Below are 16,175 nucleotides of genomic sequence, written 5' to 3'. Positions count from 1 at the left end.
AACTAAATTCAAGAAATACACCTTAGTAAATCACTCACTTTAAGAAGTAAGAATTTCCTAACTTCAACTATTATTAACTAATAAGGCTTTTGTTTATAGTCTAATAGGCTAATTCCTAGTCCAAATAGCTCTAATCCTTCTTGTAAGATATTTCTATTTGCATTTATATCTCTGTAAATCTTAGCTACACAGCCTTCACAAATATATTCCATCTTTGAAGGTAAACTATCGTTTCCACATACTGCGGATTTACTTTTACAAAGAATTTGCGATTATGTTTTGCCTCATAGAATGAAGTATTTAGTATAAATAGCTATCTTTTTTATGTTAGAACTTTTTTCATAGATTTTATTAAGTCTTAATTGTGCTTTTAAATTACTTCCTAATTTAGTTTTTTCCTTTTTAGTTTAATAATCTGATACTTTGTTTTCCTGGCAATCTTTTAAAAGTTAAATCGCATTTTTTATAACTAGCCCTTTAGAATGCGTTTTAATTAAAATTAAAGTTACGAAGTATTTGTTAGGTAGATTTTTGATTGTTATTTGGTATGGTATCTTAGTTTTTAAATTTAAGAAAACCTTACATTTCTACCTTTTAAGGCTTACTCTAAAGCTCTATTTGCATTCATCCTTTCTTGTTGTGCCGCCATTGATTTAAACTAAACTCTCTTTGTTTTTATCCCATTATCCTTGTTGCAAATTAAGATAAATATTCTGTGATTTTATTGCATATCTAGGATTAACTGCTATATTCTCAAAGATTTCTTTTTCTGGCACATTACATCATCTATTTACTTTTTATAATGCTTAACTACAAAGACTAAATACTATTATTATGAATGTATTTTCACTAAAGCAAATATTAATTGTTACTGCTTTAAAAGATTGTTATACAAGTCACCAAAAGGTGGTAAGCAATTTATTTACTTAAGGGCAAAGCTATTCAAGCTCAGTAAAATAAGTAAAAACCCTATTTAAATAAATCAAGCCTTATGTTTATGAGGGTTTTTATCAGTTAATGGAATAATCTCTCCATTTTTAATATCATAAGCCGCACCAAATCCTTTAACAAATCGTCCCTCTTGGAATTCTAATTTAATAAGATGAAAATCAAACATTTTGCGGATAGTTTTCAAAGAAGCATTAAAAGCATTTTGTTCTTCAAAAACATCATAAACCCTATCAAATAACTCTCCCCTTTCTATAAAAACTACATTGGTTTTAAACCGCACTCTTTTGCGTAAAATAGCAGAATGTGCCTCTTTCTCATCTTCTAAAAACATAACTTCCACATTCTCAGGATTAGCATAAAGACTAGCATAATGTTCAGAAATTTCACTAATATAAATATAATAATCCCCAAAAGCTTGAATAAGAGGTGCATAAGAACATACAACATTACCTTTTGGATGAAGAGAAGCTAAACAAACAGATTTAAAACCCTGCATAAATTCTAGCATTTCTTTTTGAATAGATTCTACATCTAAGGATCTCTTAGCGCTTAAAACTAATGCAATAATTACATCCTTAAGGGTTTCTGAAGTAGCTTTGCTAGGAAATGGTAAATACAAATCTTTATTATCATTATAAACTAAACTAAGTCCATCATAATCAACATTGATAGCTTTTACATTGGTAACTTCTTTAGCATTATCAAACTTCTTGCATAAATCCTTCAAATCCTCTTGATGATGCTCATTTAAATGTTGCAAAACAGATTCAAAACTCATAAATATCTCCAAAAATTAAATGCTTAAATAATAATAAACATTGCTTTAAAATATAATAAAATAATAATAATTATCATAGATTAAAAACTAATCCTTAAAATCTAAATGATAATCTTTTTCTGCACTCTTAAAAAAAAGTTCAAGATTTTCTTGGTAATGCGATAAAATTTCAGAACATTGCGGACAAAGTCTTAAAGGTTTATCATTGAAAAATTTTCTCTCAATCTTATGGGAATAAATGCCTAAAAAAAATCGCAAATCCATCTTAATAATGGCTAAAAAATCTTTATGATTAAAGTTTTTCTTGCTTTCATCACAAGAACACAGATGCACCAAAGGTTCTCCTTTGGTATGAAAAAGGGATTCTTGAATCTGTGCTTGGTAAAGCATAACTTTGCTAACCCCTGCATTAGGAAGCAAAAAATAAATGCCTCTATTTCCTACCTGCAAATCTGCAAAATTAGCTTTTATACCCCCATCTTTTAGCATTTCTAAAAGTTTAGAGCTTAAATGAAATTTTTTTTGCTTATACAATTGCAACATTTTTTCAAAAAACAAATAAAGTCCTTATAAAGTATTCTTTTGCTCTTCCTCACCAAAGGGAGGACCTTTTTGAATAATCTGTGTAAGAGTTGCTGCTTTTTGCGGATTCATCTTTGCTAAAATCTTACTCATTGTTTTCGTATCAAGCCCAAAAAGTATTGTTGCAGCTTCTTTTTCTGGTAAATTCTCTAAGATAGCCGCAGATTTTGAATCTTTCATTCCTGCATAAGTCTCATTGACTTTACTTTCTGTCTCTGCTTTAATTTGCTTTAATAATTCCTCATTTTTTTTCACCATTCTTGCGATAAGGGCTTCTTTTTCTTCAAGTGCCTTCCTCTCACTTGCTATTCCCTCTTCCCGCTTTTTTAAACTCTCCTCTCTTTGGTTTAAGACATTTTGCGTTGCACTCTGCAAAGCCTGAAGTGCTTGTTGTTGTTCATCAATTTTTTCAATTTCTTTTAAAATCTCTGCCTTTCTTTGTTCAAAAATAATATTACAATTAACAATTTGGTGCTGATTATCCTCTGCAAACACTCTTAGAATAAATATAAAAATAATAAATTTTTTCATAGAATCTCCTTATTATTAGCATAAAGCATTACAGAAATTTCATCCATTTCTACTTTTTCGCGTTTTTTTAACCTTTGTAATACCTTCTTAACTTCCAAACTATCAAGGTATTTTGCTTTTTCAAGCTCAATATTTTGCAATCTAAAAGCTTCTTGCAATTCTTGTTTTTTTTTCTTAAGCAGTGCTAATTCACCCATTTTATAATCAATACTCTGATAATATTCATTTTTATGATGCACAAAAGTTAAAAAAGCTTGATAAACTCCACTTGTTGGCTCTTTTAATGTTGCAAACTCCGCTATAAGGGTATCAATTTCCTCTTGTTTGCCCTTAATAGCTTGTGCGTTACGCTCAATCTCCTGCTCTATAACATCAATTTTTTGTTTTTGCAACAATACCAAAGGAGTAAATTTTGTTTTCATTAGCGTAATATCGTATCGTGTCTATCAGGACTTGTTGAAATCATAGCAATTTTCACACCCAAAAACTCTTCTAATGCAAAGACATAATTTTTAGCATTTTTAGGAAGCTTCTCAAAATCCCTAACTCCCGCCGTTTTATCCCAACCTTCAAAAGCCTTATAAAGAGGTTTTACTTCACTAATATCACTAGGATAAGCCTCTAAAACTTTGCCTTGTTTATCCCTATAACCCACACAGACTTTTACCTCCTTAAAACCATCTAATACATCAAGCTTCATCATAGCTAAAGCACTTACCCCATTTAGCCTACAAGCATATTTTACCGCCATAGCATCCAGCCAACCACAACGTCTAGCTCTGCCTGTTGTTGTCCCAAATTCACCACCTTTTTGTTGCAGTAACACCCCTATCTCACCTTCTTCCTCTGTGGGGAATGGACCATTGCCAACTCTCGTGCAATAAGCCTTAATAACCCCAATAACCTCTCCTAATTCTCTAGGGGCAATTCCACTCCCACTACAAGCCCCAGCTGCTGTTGTAGTGGAGCTTGTTACAAAAGGATAAGTCCCGTGGTCAATATCTAGCATACTCCCTTGTGCACCCTCACACAAGATTTTTTCACCCCTATCCATAGCTTCCCATAATAAATGCGTAGTATTCGCTAAAAAAGGCAATAAAGATTGAGCATAAAAGTCTAATTGGGATTGTAAAACTTCTTTTTTAGGAATCTCAATCCCAAAATTCTGCAAATCTCTTTGCACTATTTGCTCTAAAATTTTCTGACAAAGGGAAGTCGTATTTACTAATTCTTCAATCCTAATTCCCCTCCTTGCAATTTTGTCTGTATAAGCTGGTCCTATGCCTTTACCTGTTGTTCCAATAGCTTTTTTTGCGTTTTTTTCGTGAAGTTTATCAAGAAAATTATGAAAAGGAAGGATCAAATGTGCTTTTTGGCTAATAAAAAATCTATTCTCTAAATCCTTAAACTGCCCCATCTCTTTAATTAAATCACTGGGGCTAATAACCACTCCATTACCAATAATATTTTTACATTTAGGATACAAAATACCAGAGGGCATTAGGTGTAAGGCATATTTTTTGCCATCTACAACAATCGTATGTCCTGCATTATGCCCCCCTTGATAACGTACAACATAATCATAATTTTGTGCTAATAAATCTACTATTTTTCCTTTCCCTTCATCGCCCCATTGAATCCCAACTATTAAGTCCGCTTTTGTTTTCACAATTCTCCCTTAATTTAAATGTAGCATAATATGATCGGTATAAATCCCAAAACCACAAGCTCTCTGTCCTAAAATCTCATAATCTCCACCTAAAATAATGTTCTGATTATCAAGAAAAAAGCGAAAAAGCATTCCATTATAATAAGGTATAGCCGGACAATATAAAGGGGATATAATAGGTTTTTGCTCCTGCAAATTTCGTGCAACTTCTAATAAGATCTTTAACTCTTGCTCCAAAACTTTTGGCAAAGAAACCCTCCCCATCTCTTCAACAACACTTTGAATAGAAGGTAAATCTTGCACTTCTAAAAGCCTTGCCATAAAAGGATGTGCATTTTCTATAACACTAATATCAATCTTTTCAAAAGCTACAAAAGGGATATTAAAGATTTGCGAACAAATTTGTGGAATCTTAACATTAGTAATTTGCAAAAAAGGCTGAATTTTCACTTGATTAAGAATTTCAAGGGACATTTGTATAAAAGAAGTAATATCACAATTCTCTAAATTTTCAATACCAATTTGATAAAACTCTGTGGTAGGGTAAGTAAAAATAGGTTGAATATAAAACCATTTTCTACCAATATTTTGCTCTTTTAAATGGGGGGCTAACAATCGTATGGCATCAATGGTGGTATCATTACGCAAAACAATTTGTTGATTATACTGATTATTAGTTCTTACTACCTCTCTATTTTGTATATCTCTTTGGTGTTGCAAATAAGCAAAAGTTGGAGTTACAATCTCTTCATAGCCATTCTCATAAAGTATTTTACTCACGAGGTTTTCTAAATTCCTTTTTGCTCTTGCACTTTTACCAAAATATAATTTAGAACCTTGCGGTATTTCGTGGCTTAAAATCACAAATCATTCCTTAATGCTAAATGATTAAATTATACCACAAATTCCACATAAAAAGCCTTTATTATGCTTTGCCAAAGACTTGTGCTTTAAAATCAAAGATTGGCTATTTTGAAAGTTTTAAAAAATGAAGCATGAAATTAAAGTAAATCATAAACACCCAATAATTTCTATAAAGCTTTTATTACTAAACATATTTCTAAGAACTCTAAGCCCACCTTCCTATTATAACGAACAACTAGCTAGATTATGATCCAAAAAGATTCAAAAATATTTTTGAAACCTAACTCTTAATGAAAGCCTAGAAAGTTTTATTAAAAGCCTTCAAACCCACAAGTTTAAACTTCCAAGTAGCCTCTATCGCTCTTTTTAGCCAAAGAGCACTCTTGCCTTTAATATTCATTTTCCCAACATAGCCAATAGCATATTGTGAGCCAATAGAACAAATAGTGCCTTTTGGTTTATAAGAAAATTCTTCAGAAAAATTTTTACCTTGAAGCTTTTGCACTAATAACTTCGCTAAAAACTCACCTTGTTGCATAGCCATCTGTGCAGTTGGGGGGTAAAATCTTTGTGTCAAAGGATCTTTTAATGCCGCACAATCCCCAATAACAAAAACATTTTGCATCAATTCTTGATTAGCCTGATTAATAGGCTGGAGATAAGCATTTACTTCTACTTTACTCCTTTGAGTGGTGAAAAATGTAGAATCCTCCATCACTTGGTTACCTTTTACCCCTGCAGTCCAAATAATTAACGAAGCATCAATTTTTTCTTTTTGCCCATTTTTTTCAACAATAATGCCATCTTTTTCACATTCTAAGATTTTACAACCTAACTCAAAAGTAATATTTTTCTCTTCAAGATAAGTTTTAGCACTGCTAGATAGCTTAGGATTAAACATCGGTAAAATATTTGGCATAGCTTCAATGCAAGTAATCTTTATTTTTTCTTGGTGAATATTAAGCTCTTTGCGTATTTGCACTAATTCATCTACAAAAGAGCCAATAAACTCTATCCCTGTAAATCCTGCTCCACAAACAGCGATTTTAAAGCTCTCCACATCACCCTTAACAGCATAATCTCTCAAAGCATTGACAATCTTTTGTTTTAACGCTAAAGCACCTTGATAATTCACAATAGAATCTGCATATTCTTTAATGCCTACTATTCCAAAATTATCACTTTGGAATCCTAAGCCAACAACCAAAATATTATACTCATAAGTATCATTTTCTGCTTGTATTAAATTTTGCTCAATCCTTATTACTTTATCTTGTATAAATTTTACATTTTTAGGTAAGATAGCATTTAAAGGCAAGGTAATTTCCTCCTCACAAACACCACTTGCAACCTCGTGCAAAAGAACACTAAAATAATGCAAAGGGGTATTAGAAATAAGCAAAAACTCATATTCATTTTCATTCCATACATTACTTGGGAGGCTCTTAAGAAGAGCCATATTAGCATAACCTGCACCAAGCAAGACTACTTTTTTCATTTAGCTTCCTTTTACCAATTAATTTTTACCGCAGGCTTTATTAAACCTTGAGGTTTGTTTTTCATCATATCTAAGGATTGTTGAATCTCTTCAAATTTACCCTCCAATGGATGTGTAATAATGGGTTTAACATCTAATTTTTTAGTTTGCAAAAGTCGCGCAAGCTTTTCCATTCTATATCTTCCACCCGGAGTTAAGCCACCCTTAATTGTCTTATGCCCCATACCCACATTCCACGCTAAACGAGGGATAGTGATATGCTCTCCACTACCTAAATAATTCACATTAGAAACAATCCCCCCATTAACTAAACATTCGCACGCATCACCAATAGTGTCAAGCCCACCTCCTGCAATGAGAACTTTATCCACGCCTCTACCTTTGGTTAGCTCATTGATTTGCTCTTGAAAGGGTGCTTTTGTGAAGTTAATATAATGTGTAGCTCCATAATGCTTATTTGCTACTTCATACCTAAAATCCACACAATCTACCGCATAAATCTCACTTGCTCCCATCATATTTGCTCCCGCTGTCGCCATTAATCCAACAGGTCCAAGTCCAATAACTGCCACGGTTTCACCTGGAAGTATCTCCGCATTTTCTGCACAATGAAAGCCTGTAGTAATCATATCACATAGCATCACCGCATCCACAGGATCTACACCCTCGGGTAAATGTGCGAGATTCCCATCTGCATCATTAACATGGAATTTCTCTGCAAATACCCCATCTTTAAAATTAGAAAACTTCCATCCTGACAAAGCTCCACCACTATGCTGTGCAAAACCTCTTTGGGCGTTTTCTGCATTCCAATTAGGTGTAATAGCGGGGACTACAACTTTATCCCCAACTTTAAAATCCTTAACAAATTCCCCTACTTCAATAACTTCCCCTACTGCTTCATGCCCTAAAAACATATTAGTTCTCTCACCTATCCCACCTTCATAACAAGTATGCAAATCTGATGTGCAAGGAGCTACCGCAATAGGACGAATAATAGCATCAAAAGGTCCCATTATAAGTTTTTTACCGGTAGTTACTTCCTCTAAATATTCTTTTTCAATGATTCCCACTGAACCAATTTTTAGCATTGCAAAACCTTTAATTCCCATAGTATGTCCTTAAGAAATAATATTTATCAAGCTAAACATTATAAAAATATAACATAATAATTGATAACTTGATTAAATCTATTGTATTTTCATAAAACTAAAAACTAGTTTGATACTTCCAAGTAAATAGCTTTTTTATTACAAATAGTAACAAAAAAGAACTCTCACATACCCCATACTTCCCAATATTACTTAAAATACAAACTCAAAACTCTAATAATCTAAATATCCTTTAAAAAGCTTACTTTCACAATCTCATACCAACTAATATTTACCCAAATAAAATTTAGGCTACAATTACAAAATTCACAAATACAATCTTAGCGAAAGGAACTTTGCAATGTTTGAAATGGAAATTTCAATCTTGCTTTTATTGTTTAGTGTAGCACTCATAGGAGGCTTTATAGATTCTATTGCAGGAGGCGGAGGCAGCATTACACTTCCTACCCTCTTATTTGCTGGAGTTTCTCCCCTTGAAGCACTTGCTACTAACAAACTTCAAAGCTCTTTTGGCAGTTTTTCAGCTACAAGGCATTTTTACAAAAAAGGTTATTTTAGTTTAAAACAATGTTTGCCTTATGCTATTTTGGTATTTGTTTTTTCTGCTTTTGGAACCCTTAGCGTGCAATTTATTAATACAGATTTTCTCTCAAAATTTCTCCCTTTTTTAATTATGGTTTTTGGTTTTTATTTTCTATTCTCACCCAAAATCACCGAAGAACAAAGAGCAGTGAGATTCCACAAAGGCTTCTTTTTGCTATCTTTAGCAGGGATTGGCTTTTATGATGGATTTTTTGGACCAGGGACAGGCTCTTTTTTAATCTTAGCCCTTGTTGCACTTGCAGGATTTGGACTTACCCAATCTTTAGCACAAGCAAAACTTTATAACTTTTCTACTAATCTTGCTTCTTTAATCTTTTTTGCACTAGGTGGGAATATGCTTTGGGGGATTGGCTTTATTATGGCAATTGGACAAATTATTGGAGCAAATCTAGGTTCAAGGGCAGCCATTAAATATGGCATTAAACTCATTAAGCCCCTTATTGTAGTGATTTCTTTTACAATGGCATTGAAATTATTTTATGAGCAACTAGGCTAAGCTTAATCTTAAGAATCTCATTACATTTCAAATCTTGGTACGTGCTTGCAAAGCTCGGACAATAGAAAGCTGATCTATATTTTCTAAGCTTACACCTGTTGGCACACCTTGAGCGATCTTAGTAAATTGTATCCCCAAATACGAGAGTTTATCCTCTAAATACAACATCAAGCTATCATTACCAAGTGTCGGACTTAAGGCAAAAATCACCTCTTTAACCTTATCCCTAAGGATCTTGTTCTCTAAAGCTTTTAAATCAAGTTTTTCTAAAGAAGTAATAACAAAATATTTACCATTAAACTCTCCACTCTCCTCAAGTAAAAAAATATCTCTAGGACTAGCAACAATGCAAATCTCTCCATTATTCCTTATAGGGGTAGCACAAATCTCACAAATAGGCTTAGAGCTAATCCCCAAGCATTCCTCACAAACACATAATTCACGGACACAAACTTCTATATTATGTGCTATTTGTAAGGCACTAAATTTATCTTCAAAAGCAAGAAAGTAGGCAAGTCTCGTAGCAGATTTTCTACCAATACTAGGGAGTTTTTCTAAAGATTCAATAAGCTTTGCAAAGTTTTCAGGGAGTGCTTTCATACAAAAGAGTTTAGCCTAAAAACTTTTAATAACTAATAAAACTAATTTTCGTTACAATCCCAAATTTAATTTTATGCTACTTACATTTTTAGGAGTCCTCTTTGGAAGAATTTGATTATTATGAAATATTAGAAATATCCCGTAATGCCGATGGAAATGAAGTAAAAAAAGCTTATCGCAAAATGGCACTTAAATACCATCCTGATAGAAACCCTAATGATAAAGAAGCTGAAGAGAAGTTTAAAAAAATCAATGAAGCCTATCAAATCTTAAGTGATAAGGAAAAACGACAAATTTATGATACTTATGGCAAAAAAGGCTTAGAAAGTAGTGGATTTGGGTTTTCTGATATGGAGGGAAGTATCTTTGATATTTTTAACTCTGTTTTTGGCGGAGGATTTAATACCCGCCCACAAAGACAAGATAAATATCCTCGTGATTTAGGAGTGGAACTTCAATTAAGCTTTAATGAAGCCATTTTTGGTTGCAAAAAGGAAATTGAAATCCTCTATAAAAAAGCTTGTAGCTCTTGTAAAGGAAGTGGGGCAAAGAATGGAAAAACCACAACCTGTAATGCTTGCAAAGGAAGTGGTAGGGAGACTTTCTCACAAGGCTTTATGACTTTTGCACAAACTTGCTCAAAATGTCGTGGAAGCGGAGAAATGATTGCTGAAAAATGTGAAAAATGTAATGGAAGAGGCTACCAAGAAGAGAGTGAAAAGTTTGAAGTGAATATCCCAGAGGGAGTGGATAGCCACAATCAAATTCGGGTGGCAAAACGCGGAAATATAATACCAGATGGAAGCAGGGGTGATTTATACCTTGAAATTTCTGTAGAAGAAGATGAACATTTTATCCGCCATCACAATGATGTCTATTTGGAAGTTCCGATATTTTTTACACTTGTAATGTTAGGAGGGGTGATAAAAATTCCTGCTTTAACCAAAGAATTAGAGTTAAAAATTCCTATAGGGGTAAAAGACAAACAACAATTCATTTTTCACGGAGAAGGCATTAAAAGCGTAAATAGTGGCAGAAAAGGTAACTTTATAGTAGTTGTTAATATCACCTACCCTACAAAGATTGATGAAAAACAAAAAGAAATGCTCCAATCCTTACACCAATCATTTGGCTATAAAGAATCCACCCCCATTAACTGCTTAGAAGGATTAGTAGAAAAAGTTAAGAGCTGGTTTAAATAACTAAGAAATTTTGCATACTGCATTCCTAATAAAGCCTCTATGCAAAATAAGCCTTTTAAAAATCTCTAGCAATAGGCAAACCCACAAAACACTAAAGATTAAACGCAAAATAACAATACTTCAATAAAAGCAAAGATTTATACCCCTAAAGCACACTAAAAGTCCCTAAAACAAAGCTCACAATAAACCCTACAATAAGGGTTACATATTGAATAAAACGATTTTTCTTAGAATTAAAAAGCGTTATGATAAGCCCAGAGAGATAAAGGATGGCTATGGCAAACCCAAAACCAACCGCTAAAATATTAAAATACCACTCCCCCTTTGCCTTATGAAGAAGAATAATATCACCAATAAAAGAGCGTTTAAATACCATAATATCATAAGTCCCTTCTCCCAACTTTTTAATACCCGCAAAATAATGAACACTGCCTATACGCAAATACCCTTTTTTATCTAATTTTGGCTCACTCCCTCTTGGAAGGGCAATATCATTTGCCTTAAGATATTCTAACATCGCTTCAATCTCTCCTCCTTGTGAAATAGTAGCCTTGAGTGTATAAGTATGTTTTGACGCTCCACTATCTTCATCAACACCAAAAATATATAATGCCCCAGTTAGTGCATACATCAAAGCTACAGGCAAGAAAAATAAACTAAGATAAATATGTATATTACGAAACTGCTTGACCATTATAAATCCCTTTTAAGCTTAAGATTAAAAGACAAATCATAACACTAAAATCCCCAATTTTTGTTAAAATATAAAATCTTTAATTTCAATATTAAGAGCTAAAATAAGGAAAATAATGGATTTAAAGCCCAATATTGTAATCTTAAGCACAGGGGGACTATTACAGGTGAGGCAATAGATATGCTCTCTACCAAAGATTATGTAATAGGCAAAATAAGTATTCAACGCTTATTGCAATCTACCCCAAGCTTTCAAAGCATTGCTAATATTACTTTAGAAGAAATAGCCAATATTGATAGTGCGGATATGAGTAATGCAATATGGTTGAATCTAGCCCATAAAACCAATAATCTTTTAAAGGATTCTAACATTGATGGCATCGTTATTACTCACGGAAGCGATACCTTAGAAGAAAGTGCTTATTTCTTGCATTTAGTACTTAAAAGCCACAAACCCGTTGTATTCACAGCAGCGATGAGACCCTTTAGTGCCATAGGGAGTGATGCGATTAAAAATCTTTATAATGCAATTTCTCTAGCAGGACATAAAGAATCCTGGCATAAAGGTGTAATGGTAGTTATGAATGATAAAATCTATAGTGCAAGAGAAGTAAGCAAAACCCATACGCTAGACCTTGAAGCCTTTAATGCACCCAATTCTGGAGCAATGGGGTATATCATAGATGGGGAGATATTTTTTCACACTACACCACTAAAACCCCATACCCAAGATACCCCCTTTAATATCCAAGATTTAGACATATTACCAAAAGTTGATATTGTCTATTCATATTGCAATGATGGCTCCAAAGTCGCCATAGAAGCCTTTGTAAAAGCAGGTTCTGAAGGTTTAATCATCGCAGGAAGCGGTGCGGGAAGTATCCATAAAACCCCAAAGGACTACTTAAGGGGGCTTTTGAAAAAACAAGCAATAATAGTCATTAAAAGTTCCCGAGTTGGAGCTGGATTAGTGCCATTAACACAAAAAGAGCTAAAAGAGGGATTTATAAGTGCCAATAATCTAAACCCCCAAAAAGCAAGGGTACTTTTAATGCTTGCTTTAAGCAAAACTAAAGCGATTAAGACTATTAGAGAATATTTTAAAAAATATTAATAGAGATACTCTCCAAAAATTATCTTAGTAGTTGAGAAATTTATTTATAAACTAAGGATTCCTATAAAGGCTAAGGCTTTAAAACCAAATAGACAATTAGGAAAGATTTGTTTATCAAATCTAGGTCTCTTATTCTTGTTGGTGCGGTTTTAAAGTCTTAGCTTTTACTAAGGTAATTGTTTTTATGAGTATTAGGAAAAAGAATTAATTAAGGTTTAAGTTAAGGCATAGTTAGCACCCTTAACACAAACTTATTTAACAAGATTCCACTAAAAACCCTAATCCCCATTTAATCAAGTTTTAATGAAATTTTCCTACAATTAGGGCTTAATTCTAATAATATATCGGATTGGGATTTTAATGACTGAATTTATTTATCTTTTAAAAGAAGGGATTTTTACAGATTCCAAACTCCCCCTCCCTTTATGGATATTTTAGAAACTCTCAAACAATTTGATGTCCTTACAACCAAAAAGCAACGATATATCCTAAAAAAATCCTATTGTATCGGAAAAATAGAGCTCACCAAAGAAGGATATGGCTTCATCACCCCCTTACCCAAAATCCATAACCAACCCGATTGGATCATCGAAAAAAAGCTTTTAAAAAACGCTAACAAGGGGGATATAGCACTAGCACAAATCCTTACAAAAAAATCCCATAAAAAGACTAAAGCAAAGGTCTTAACTATTTTAGAGAGCAAAGAACAAAATGTTATTGCTTATTTAGAAAAATACCAGCTTGATTGCATAGCCATCTCAATCCCCAATGAAATACCCTATAAAATCAAAGCTTCCCAAAAATCCCTCAAAACACTTCCAAAAGGCACACTTTTAAAGCTCAATCCCAAAAATGGAGAAATTTTAGAAATTTTAGGGACTTTAGATGACCCCAATATTGATGAAATACTCTCTTTAAACCTTTACCAAAGGCAAGAATCTTTCTCCCTCCAAGCAGAGATACAGGCACAAAATACCAAAGAAGTAAAAATCAAAGACTTTAAAGAAAGGATCAATCTTACACACCTACCCTTTTGCACAATAGACCCCAAAAACGCAAAAGACCACGATGATGCGATTTTTTATGATTCCACCTCTTCTTTGCTTTATATAGCTATTGCTGATGTTAGCCATTATGTTACCCCTAATTCCCCCTTAGATATAGAAGCTAAAAACCGCTCTTTTAGCATTTATTTTCCTCATAAATCCATCCCTATGCTCCCCCCTGCCTTAAGTGAAAATCTTTGCTCTTTACAAGAGAGCAAAGTCCGTTTAGCTATGACTTTTAAGATAAGATTACATAAACGCACTAAAGCCATTTTGCATACAGAACTTTTACACGCACTCATTAAGGTTAAACAAAAACTAAACTATGAGGAAGTCGATGAGTTTTTACAAACTAAGCAAAGCTCTGTTATAAAACCCCCCTTAAAACCTATGCTATTAGAGCTTAATGCTCTAGCACAAACTTTACGCAAAAAACGTTTGCAAATTGGTTTTGACTTTTTAGGAGATTCTTTAGAATTAGAATTAGACAAAAATACCGAATTAAAATCTGCATCTTTAAAATTTCAAACACTCTCTCACCAACTCGTTGAAGAATGTATGCTCCTAGCCAATATTCAAAGTGCAAAAATGCTTCAACAAAAAGCCTCTAATAAAGATTCTACACTTGGAATCTACCGAATCCATCCAAAACCAAAACCCCAAAACATTAAGGCTTTATTTTTAGAATTAAAAATGCTTGGGCTTTGGAAACATAATGCGGCACCAAAAACTATGGAATCCTTTCACAAAGCCATCTTAGAAGTGCAAAAACTCTCCAAAAGGGCAAAATTAGCCATAGAAGTTGATAAACTTATCATAAAATCTATGGAGCAAGCTAGCTATGCAAGCCATAATATAGGACATTTTGGGCTTGGTTTTGATGCTTATAGCCATTTTACTTCACCAATCCGCCGCTATAGTGATTTGCTCCTCCATAGAATCTTAAAAGAAAAAATCACACTCACACAAATGCCCCATTCCAAGGAATCCCTGCCCATTCTTTGTGAAGATTTAAGCCAAAAAGAAAGGGAGGTAACTAAAATAGAACAAGATTTTCAAGATAGAAAATTTGCACGCTATCTCTTTAAACATATAGGGCAAAGCTATGAGGGAATTATCCATAGCCAAAACAACCAAAACCCCATTGTAACCCTAAGTAGCTATCCGCTAATAGGTGCTAGAGTAATCTCACTAAAGAGTTGCGGAACAAAATATCAAAGAGTAAGGATTCAAATCTTAGAGGTTAATCTAGCCACTACAAAAATTTATGGAAAAATCATAGAATATCTCAATGAAGATAATAAACAATTGCTCAATTATTTTTCCCAAAAAACACAAAAGAAACCTAGTAAATTGAAGGCAAAACAAAAAGCCAAACAATTCATAAAAAATATCAAAACACGCAAAAGAAAGTAAATGTATCAAAAAGAACTTGAAGTAAAACTTGCTAAAAACACGCTTATAAGAGCTATTTTACTTTATGGTGAAGATTCTTTTCTTATAGAATATTATGGAGAGAAAATCACACAAAAGCTTTTAGAACAAGGTTGTGAAAAAAATAGTTTTTATTTTAATGATTTTGACTATGAATCTGCCCTCTCTTGTCTCTCTCAAGGCTCTCTTTTTGGAGATTCCTCACTTGTATGGATTAAAATAGATAAAAAAATCCCCAAAAAACAGCTAGACTCCCTTTTAGCAACCCTACAAAAAACCCAAAGTGGGCATTTAATCTTAGAATTTTATCAAGCAGACAACAAAACCTCCGCACAATATGCACAAGACTGCAAGGCAATGATTCAAAGCTTCAAAGGGCAGGATTTTTTTGAAGTGCGTTTTTTCAAACCAAATTTAAAAGAAAGCCTCAATATTTTGCGGGAATATGCTACAAAATTTGAACTTAGAATTTCAGATTTTCTTTTAAAAAAGATTTTAGAGCAACAAAATTTTAATTTAGGTTTAACCCTTGCAGAATTAAAAAAATATAGCATTTTTGATGAAGAGATTAATACACAAATTGTGAATTCCTTAGGTTATGGATTAGGAAGTATTACATATGAAGAAATTTTAGAATTATTACTTACAAAAAAACCCTATTATCACCATTTAGAGCAATTTTTAGAGCAAGGTTTTGAAGAAGTTTCACTCATTAGTGAGATCCAAAGATATTTTTTTACCCTTTTTTTATTTGCTACCCATATTAAGCTCTATGGGAATCTAAGCTCTGAAGAAGTCTTAGGCTATAAACTCCCCCAAGCCCTTTTAGAAAAGAAAAAGAATCTCGCTATCCGCCTTAATCAATCCCAATACCAAAACATATTTTATCATCTCAATAAATGGCGTGAAGAATCCATTAAGGGCATAACTAAAGGCAATGGATTTTTAAAGGTTTTAATGAAAATTGAAGCAATTTTAAAATAGAATAGAGGCTTATTTATT

At 33.1% G+C, this 16,175-nt stretch carries 14 protein-coding genes and 1 pseudogene; 5 read left to right on the top strand and 10 right to left on the bottom strand.

Going from position 1 to position 16,175, the window contains the following annotated elements; translation table 11 throughout:
* Window positions 1–982: 982 nt before the first annotated feature.
* The 8 genes from CDV25_RS07420 to CDV25_RS07385 all read right to left on the bottom strand — a co-directional run bounded on the left by CDV25_RS07420 (window position 983) and on the right by CDV25_RS07385 (window position 7,985).
* Window positions 983–1,729 carry a HugZ family heme oxygenase gene (locus CDV25_RS07420; protein ID WP_108911406.1) on the bottom strand — a complete coding sequence of 249 codons (747 nt, stop codon included), beginning with the start codon at window positions 1,727–1,729 and terminating at the stop codon, window positions 983–985.
* A gap of 87 nt (window positions 1,730–1,816) precedes the next feature.
* On the bottom strand, window positions 1,817–2,287 hold the full coding sequence (locus tag CDV25_RS07415; protein ID WP_108911405.1) for a hypothetical protein: 471 nt from the start codon (window positions 2,285–2,287) through the stop codon (window positions 1,817–1,819).
* Window positions 2,288–2,296: 9 nt separating this feature from the next.
* Window positions 2,297–2,842: a MotE family protein gene (locus tag CDV25_RS07410; protein ID WP_108911404.1), complete on the bottom strand. Its 546-nt coding sequence runs from the start codon at window positions 2,840–2,842 to the stop codon at window positions 2,297–2,299.
* Window positions 2,839–3,264 (bottom strand): flagellar export protein FliJ, encoded by a 426-nt coding sequence (locus CDV25_RS07405; RefSeq protein WP_108911403.1) that lies wholly within the window; start codon window positions 3,262–3,264, stop codon window positions 2,839–2,841. The genes CDV25_RS07410 and CDV25_RS07405 overlap by 4 nt, the downstream gene beginning before the upstream one ends.
* The gene (locus tag CDV25_RS07400; RefSeq protein WP_108911402.1) at window positions 3,264–4,511 is read right to left on the bottom strand and encodes an adenylosuccinate synthase; all 1,248 of its coding nucleotides are present in this window, start codon (window positions 4,509–4,511) and stop codon (window positions 3,264–3,266) included. The genes CDV25_RS07405 and CDV25_RS07400 overlap by 1 nt, the downstream gene beginning before the upstream one ends.
* A gap of 9 nt (window positions 4,512–4,520) precedes the next feature.
* Window positions 4,521–5,375: an ATP phosphoribosyltransferase regulatory subunit gene (locus CDV25_RS07395; RefSeq protein ID WP_108911401.1), complete on the bottom strand. Its 855-nt coding sequence runs from the start codon at window positions 5,373–5,375 to the stop codon at window positions 4,521–4,523.
* 298 nt (window positions 5,376–5,673) lie between these two features.
* Entirely contained in the window at window positions 5,674–6,873 is a 1,200-nt protein-coding gene (locus tag CDV25_RS07390) for an NAD(P)/FAD-dependent oxidoreductase (RefSeq protein ID WP_108911400.1), read from the bottom strand.
* Between the two features lie 11 nt (window positions 6,874–6,884).
* Complete coding sequence (locus CDV25_RS07385; protein WP_108911399.1) at window positions 6,885–7,985, bottom strand: NAD(P)-dependent alcohol dehydrogenase; 1,101 nt, start codon at window positions 7,983–7,985, stop codon at window positions 6,885–6,887.
* Window positions 7,986–8,325: 340 nt separating this feature from the next.
* On the opposite strand from CDV25_RS07385, the gene CDV25_RS07380 reads away from it, so the two are divergent.
* Window positions 8,326–9,084, top strand: coding sequence for a TSUP family transporter (locus CDV25_RS07380; RefSeq protein ID WP_108911398.1), 759 nt, complete (start codon window positions 8,326–8,328; stop codon window positions 9,082–9,084).
* Window positions 9,085–9,111: 27 nt separating this feature from the next.
* On the opposite strand, the gene recR is transcribed toward CDV25_RS07380, so the two are convergent.
* Window positions 9,112–9,684, bottom strand: a complete 573-nt coding sequence (gene recR, locus CDV25_RS07375) for a recombination mediator RecR (RefSeq protein WP_108911397.1) — start codon at window positions 9,682–9,684, stop codon at window positions 9,112–9,114.
* A gap of 101 nt (window positions 9,685–9,785) precedes the next feature.
* Between recR and dnaJ the strand changes: the two genes are divergently transcribed.
* A complete protein-coding gene (gene dnaJ / locus CDV25_RS07370) occupies window positions 9,786–10,886 on the top strand; it encodes a molecular chaperone DnaJ (RefSeq protein ID WP_108911396.1) in 1,101 nt (366 codons plus the stop codon).
* A 145-nt stretch (window positions 10,887–11,031) separates the two neighbouring features.
* Here the strand turns inward: dnaJ and CDV25_RS07365 are convergent, their stop codons facing one another.
* Window positions 11,032–11,580 (bottom strand): hypothetical protein, encoded by a 549-nt coding sequence (locus tag CDV25_RS07365; protein ID WP_108911395.1) that lies wholly within the window; start codon window positions 11,578–11,580, stop codon window positions 11,032–11,034.
* A 112-nt stretch (window positions 11,581–11,692) separates the two neighbouring features.
* On the opposite strand from CDV25_RS07365, the pseudogene CDV25_RS07360 reads away from it, so the two are divergent.
* From CDV25_RS07360 to CDV25_RS07350, 3 genes and pseudogenes are all read left to right on the top strand, one after another.
* Window positions 11,693–12,693 (top strand): annotated as a pseudogene (locus CDV25_RS07360) (asparaginase).
* A gap of 425 nt (window positions 12,694–13,118) precedes the next feature.
* Window positions 13,119–15,155, top strand: coding sequence for an RNB domain-containing ribonuclease (locus CDV25_RS07355; RefSeq protein ID WP_239056345.1), 2,037 nt, complete (start codon window positions 13,119–13,121; stop codon window positions 15,153–15,155).
* A complete protein-coding gene (locus tag CDV25_RS07350) occupies window positions 15,156–16,157 on the top strand; it encodes a hypothetical protein (RefSeq protein ID WP_108911393.1) in 1,002 nt (333 codons plus the stop codon).
* Window positions 16,158–16,175 lie beyond the last annotated feature (18 nt).

It is taken from the genome of Helicobacter apodemus (genome assembly GCF_003097575.1).
Lineage (GTDB): Bacteria > Campylobacterota > Campylobacteria > Campylobacterales > Helicobacteraceae > Helicobacter_D > Helicobacter_D apodemus.
The sequence above is the reverse complement of the archived record's forward strand: the minus strand, read 5'-3'. Positions and strand labels throughout refer to the sequence as shown.

Coding starts and splice junctions, on each gene's coding strand:
- CDV25_RS07405 (WP_108911403.1), bottom strand. CDS start 3,264: ATGAAAACAAAATTTACTCCTTTGGTATTGTTGCAAAAACAAAAAATT.
- CDV25_RS07390 (WP_108911400.1), bottom strand. CDS start 6,873: ATGAAAAAAGTAGTCTTGCTTGGTGCAGGTTATGCTAATATGGCTCTT.
- CDV25_RS07350 (WP_108911393.1), top strand. CDS start 15,156: ATGTATCAAAAAGAACTTGAAGTAAAACTTGCTAAAAACACGCTTATA.
- CDV25_RS07365 (WP_108911395.1), bottom strand. CDS start 11,580: ATGGTCAAGCAGTTTCGTAATATACATATTTATCTTAGTTTATTTTTC.
- CDV25_RS07355 (WP_239056345.1), top strand. CDS start 13,119: ATGGATATTTTAGAAACTCTCAAACAATTTGATGTCCTTACAACCAAA.
- CDV25_RS07420 (WP_108911406.1), bottom strand. CDS start 1,729: ATGAGTTTTGAATCTGTTTTGCAACATTTAAATGAGCATCATCAAGAG.
- CDV25_RS07380 (WP_108911398.1), top strand. CDS start 8,326: ATGTTTGAAATGGAAATTTCAATCTTGCTTTTATTGTTTAGTGTAGCA.
- CDV25_RS07410 (WP_108911404.1), bottom strand. CDS start 2,842: ATGAAAAAATTTATTATTTTTATATTTATTCTAAGAGTGTTTGCAGAG.
- recR (WP_108911397.1), bottom strand. CDS start 9,684: ATGAAAGCACTCCCTGAAAACTTTGCAAAGCTTATTGAATCTTTAGAA.
- CDV25_RS07385 (WP_108911399.1), bottom strand. CDS start 7,985: ATGGGAATTAAAGGTTTTGCAATGCTAAAAATTGGTTCAGTGGGAATC.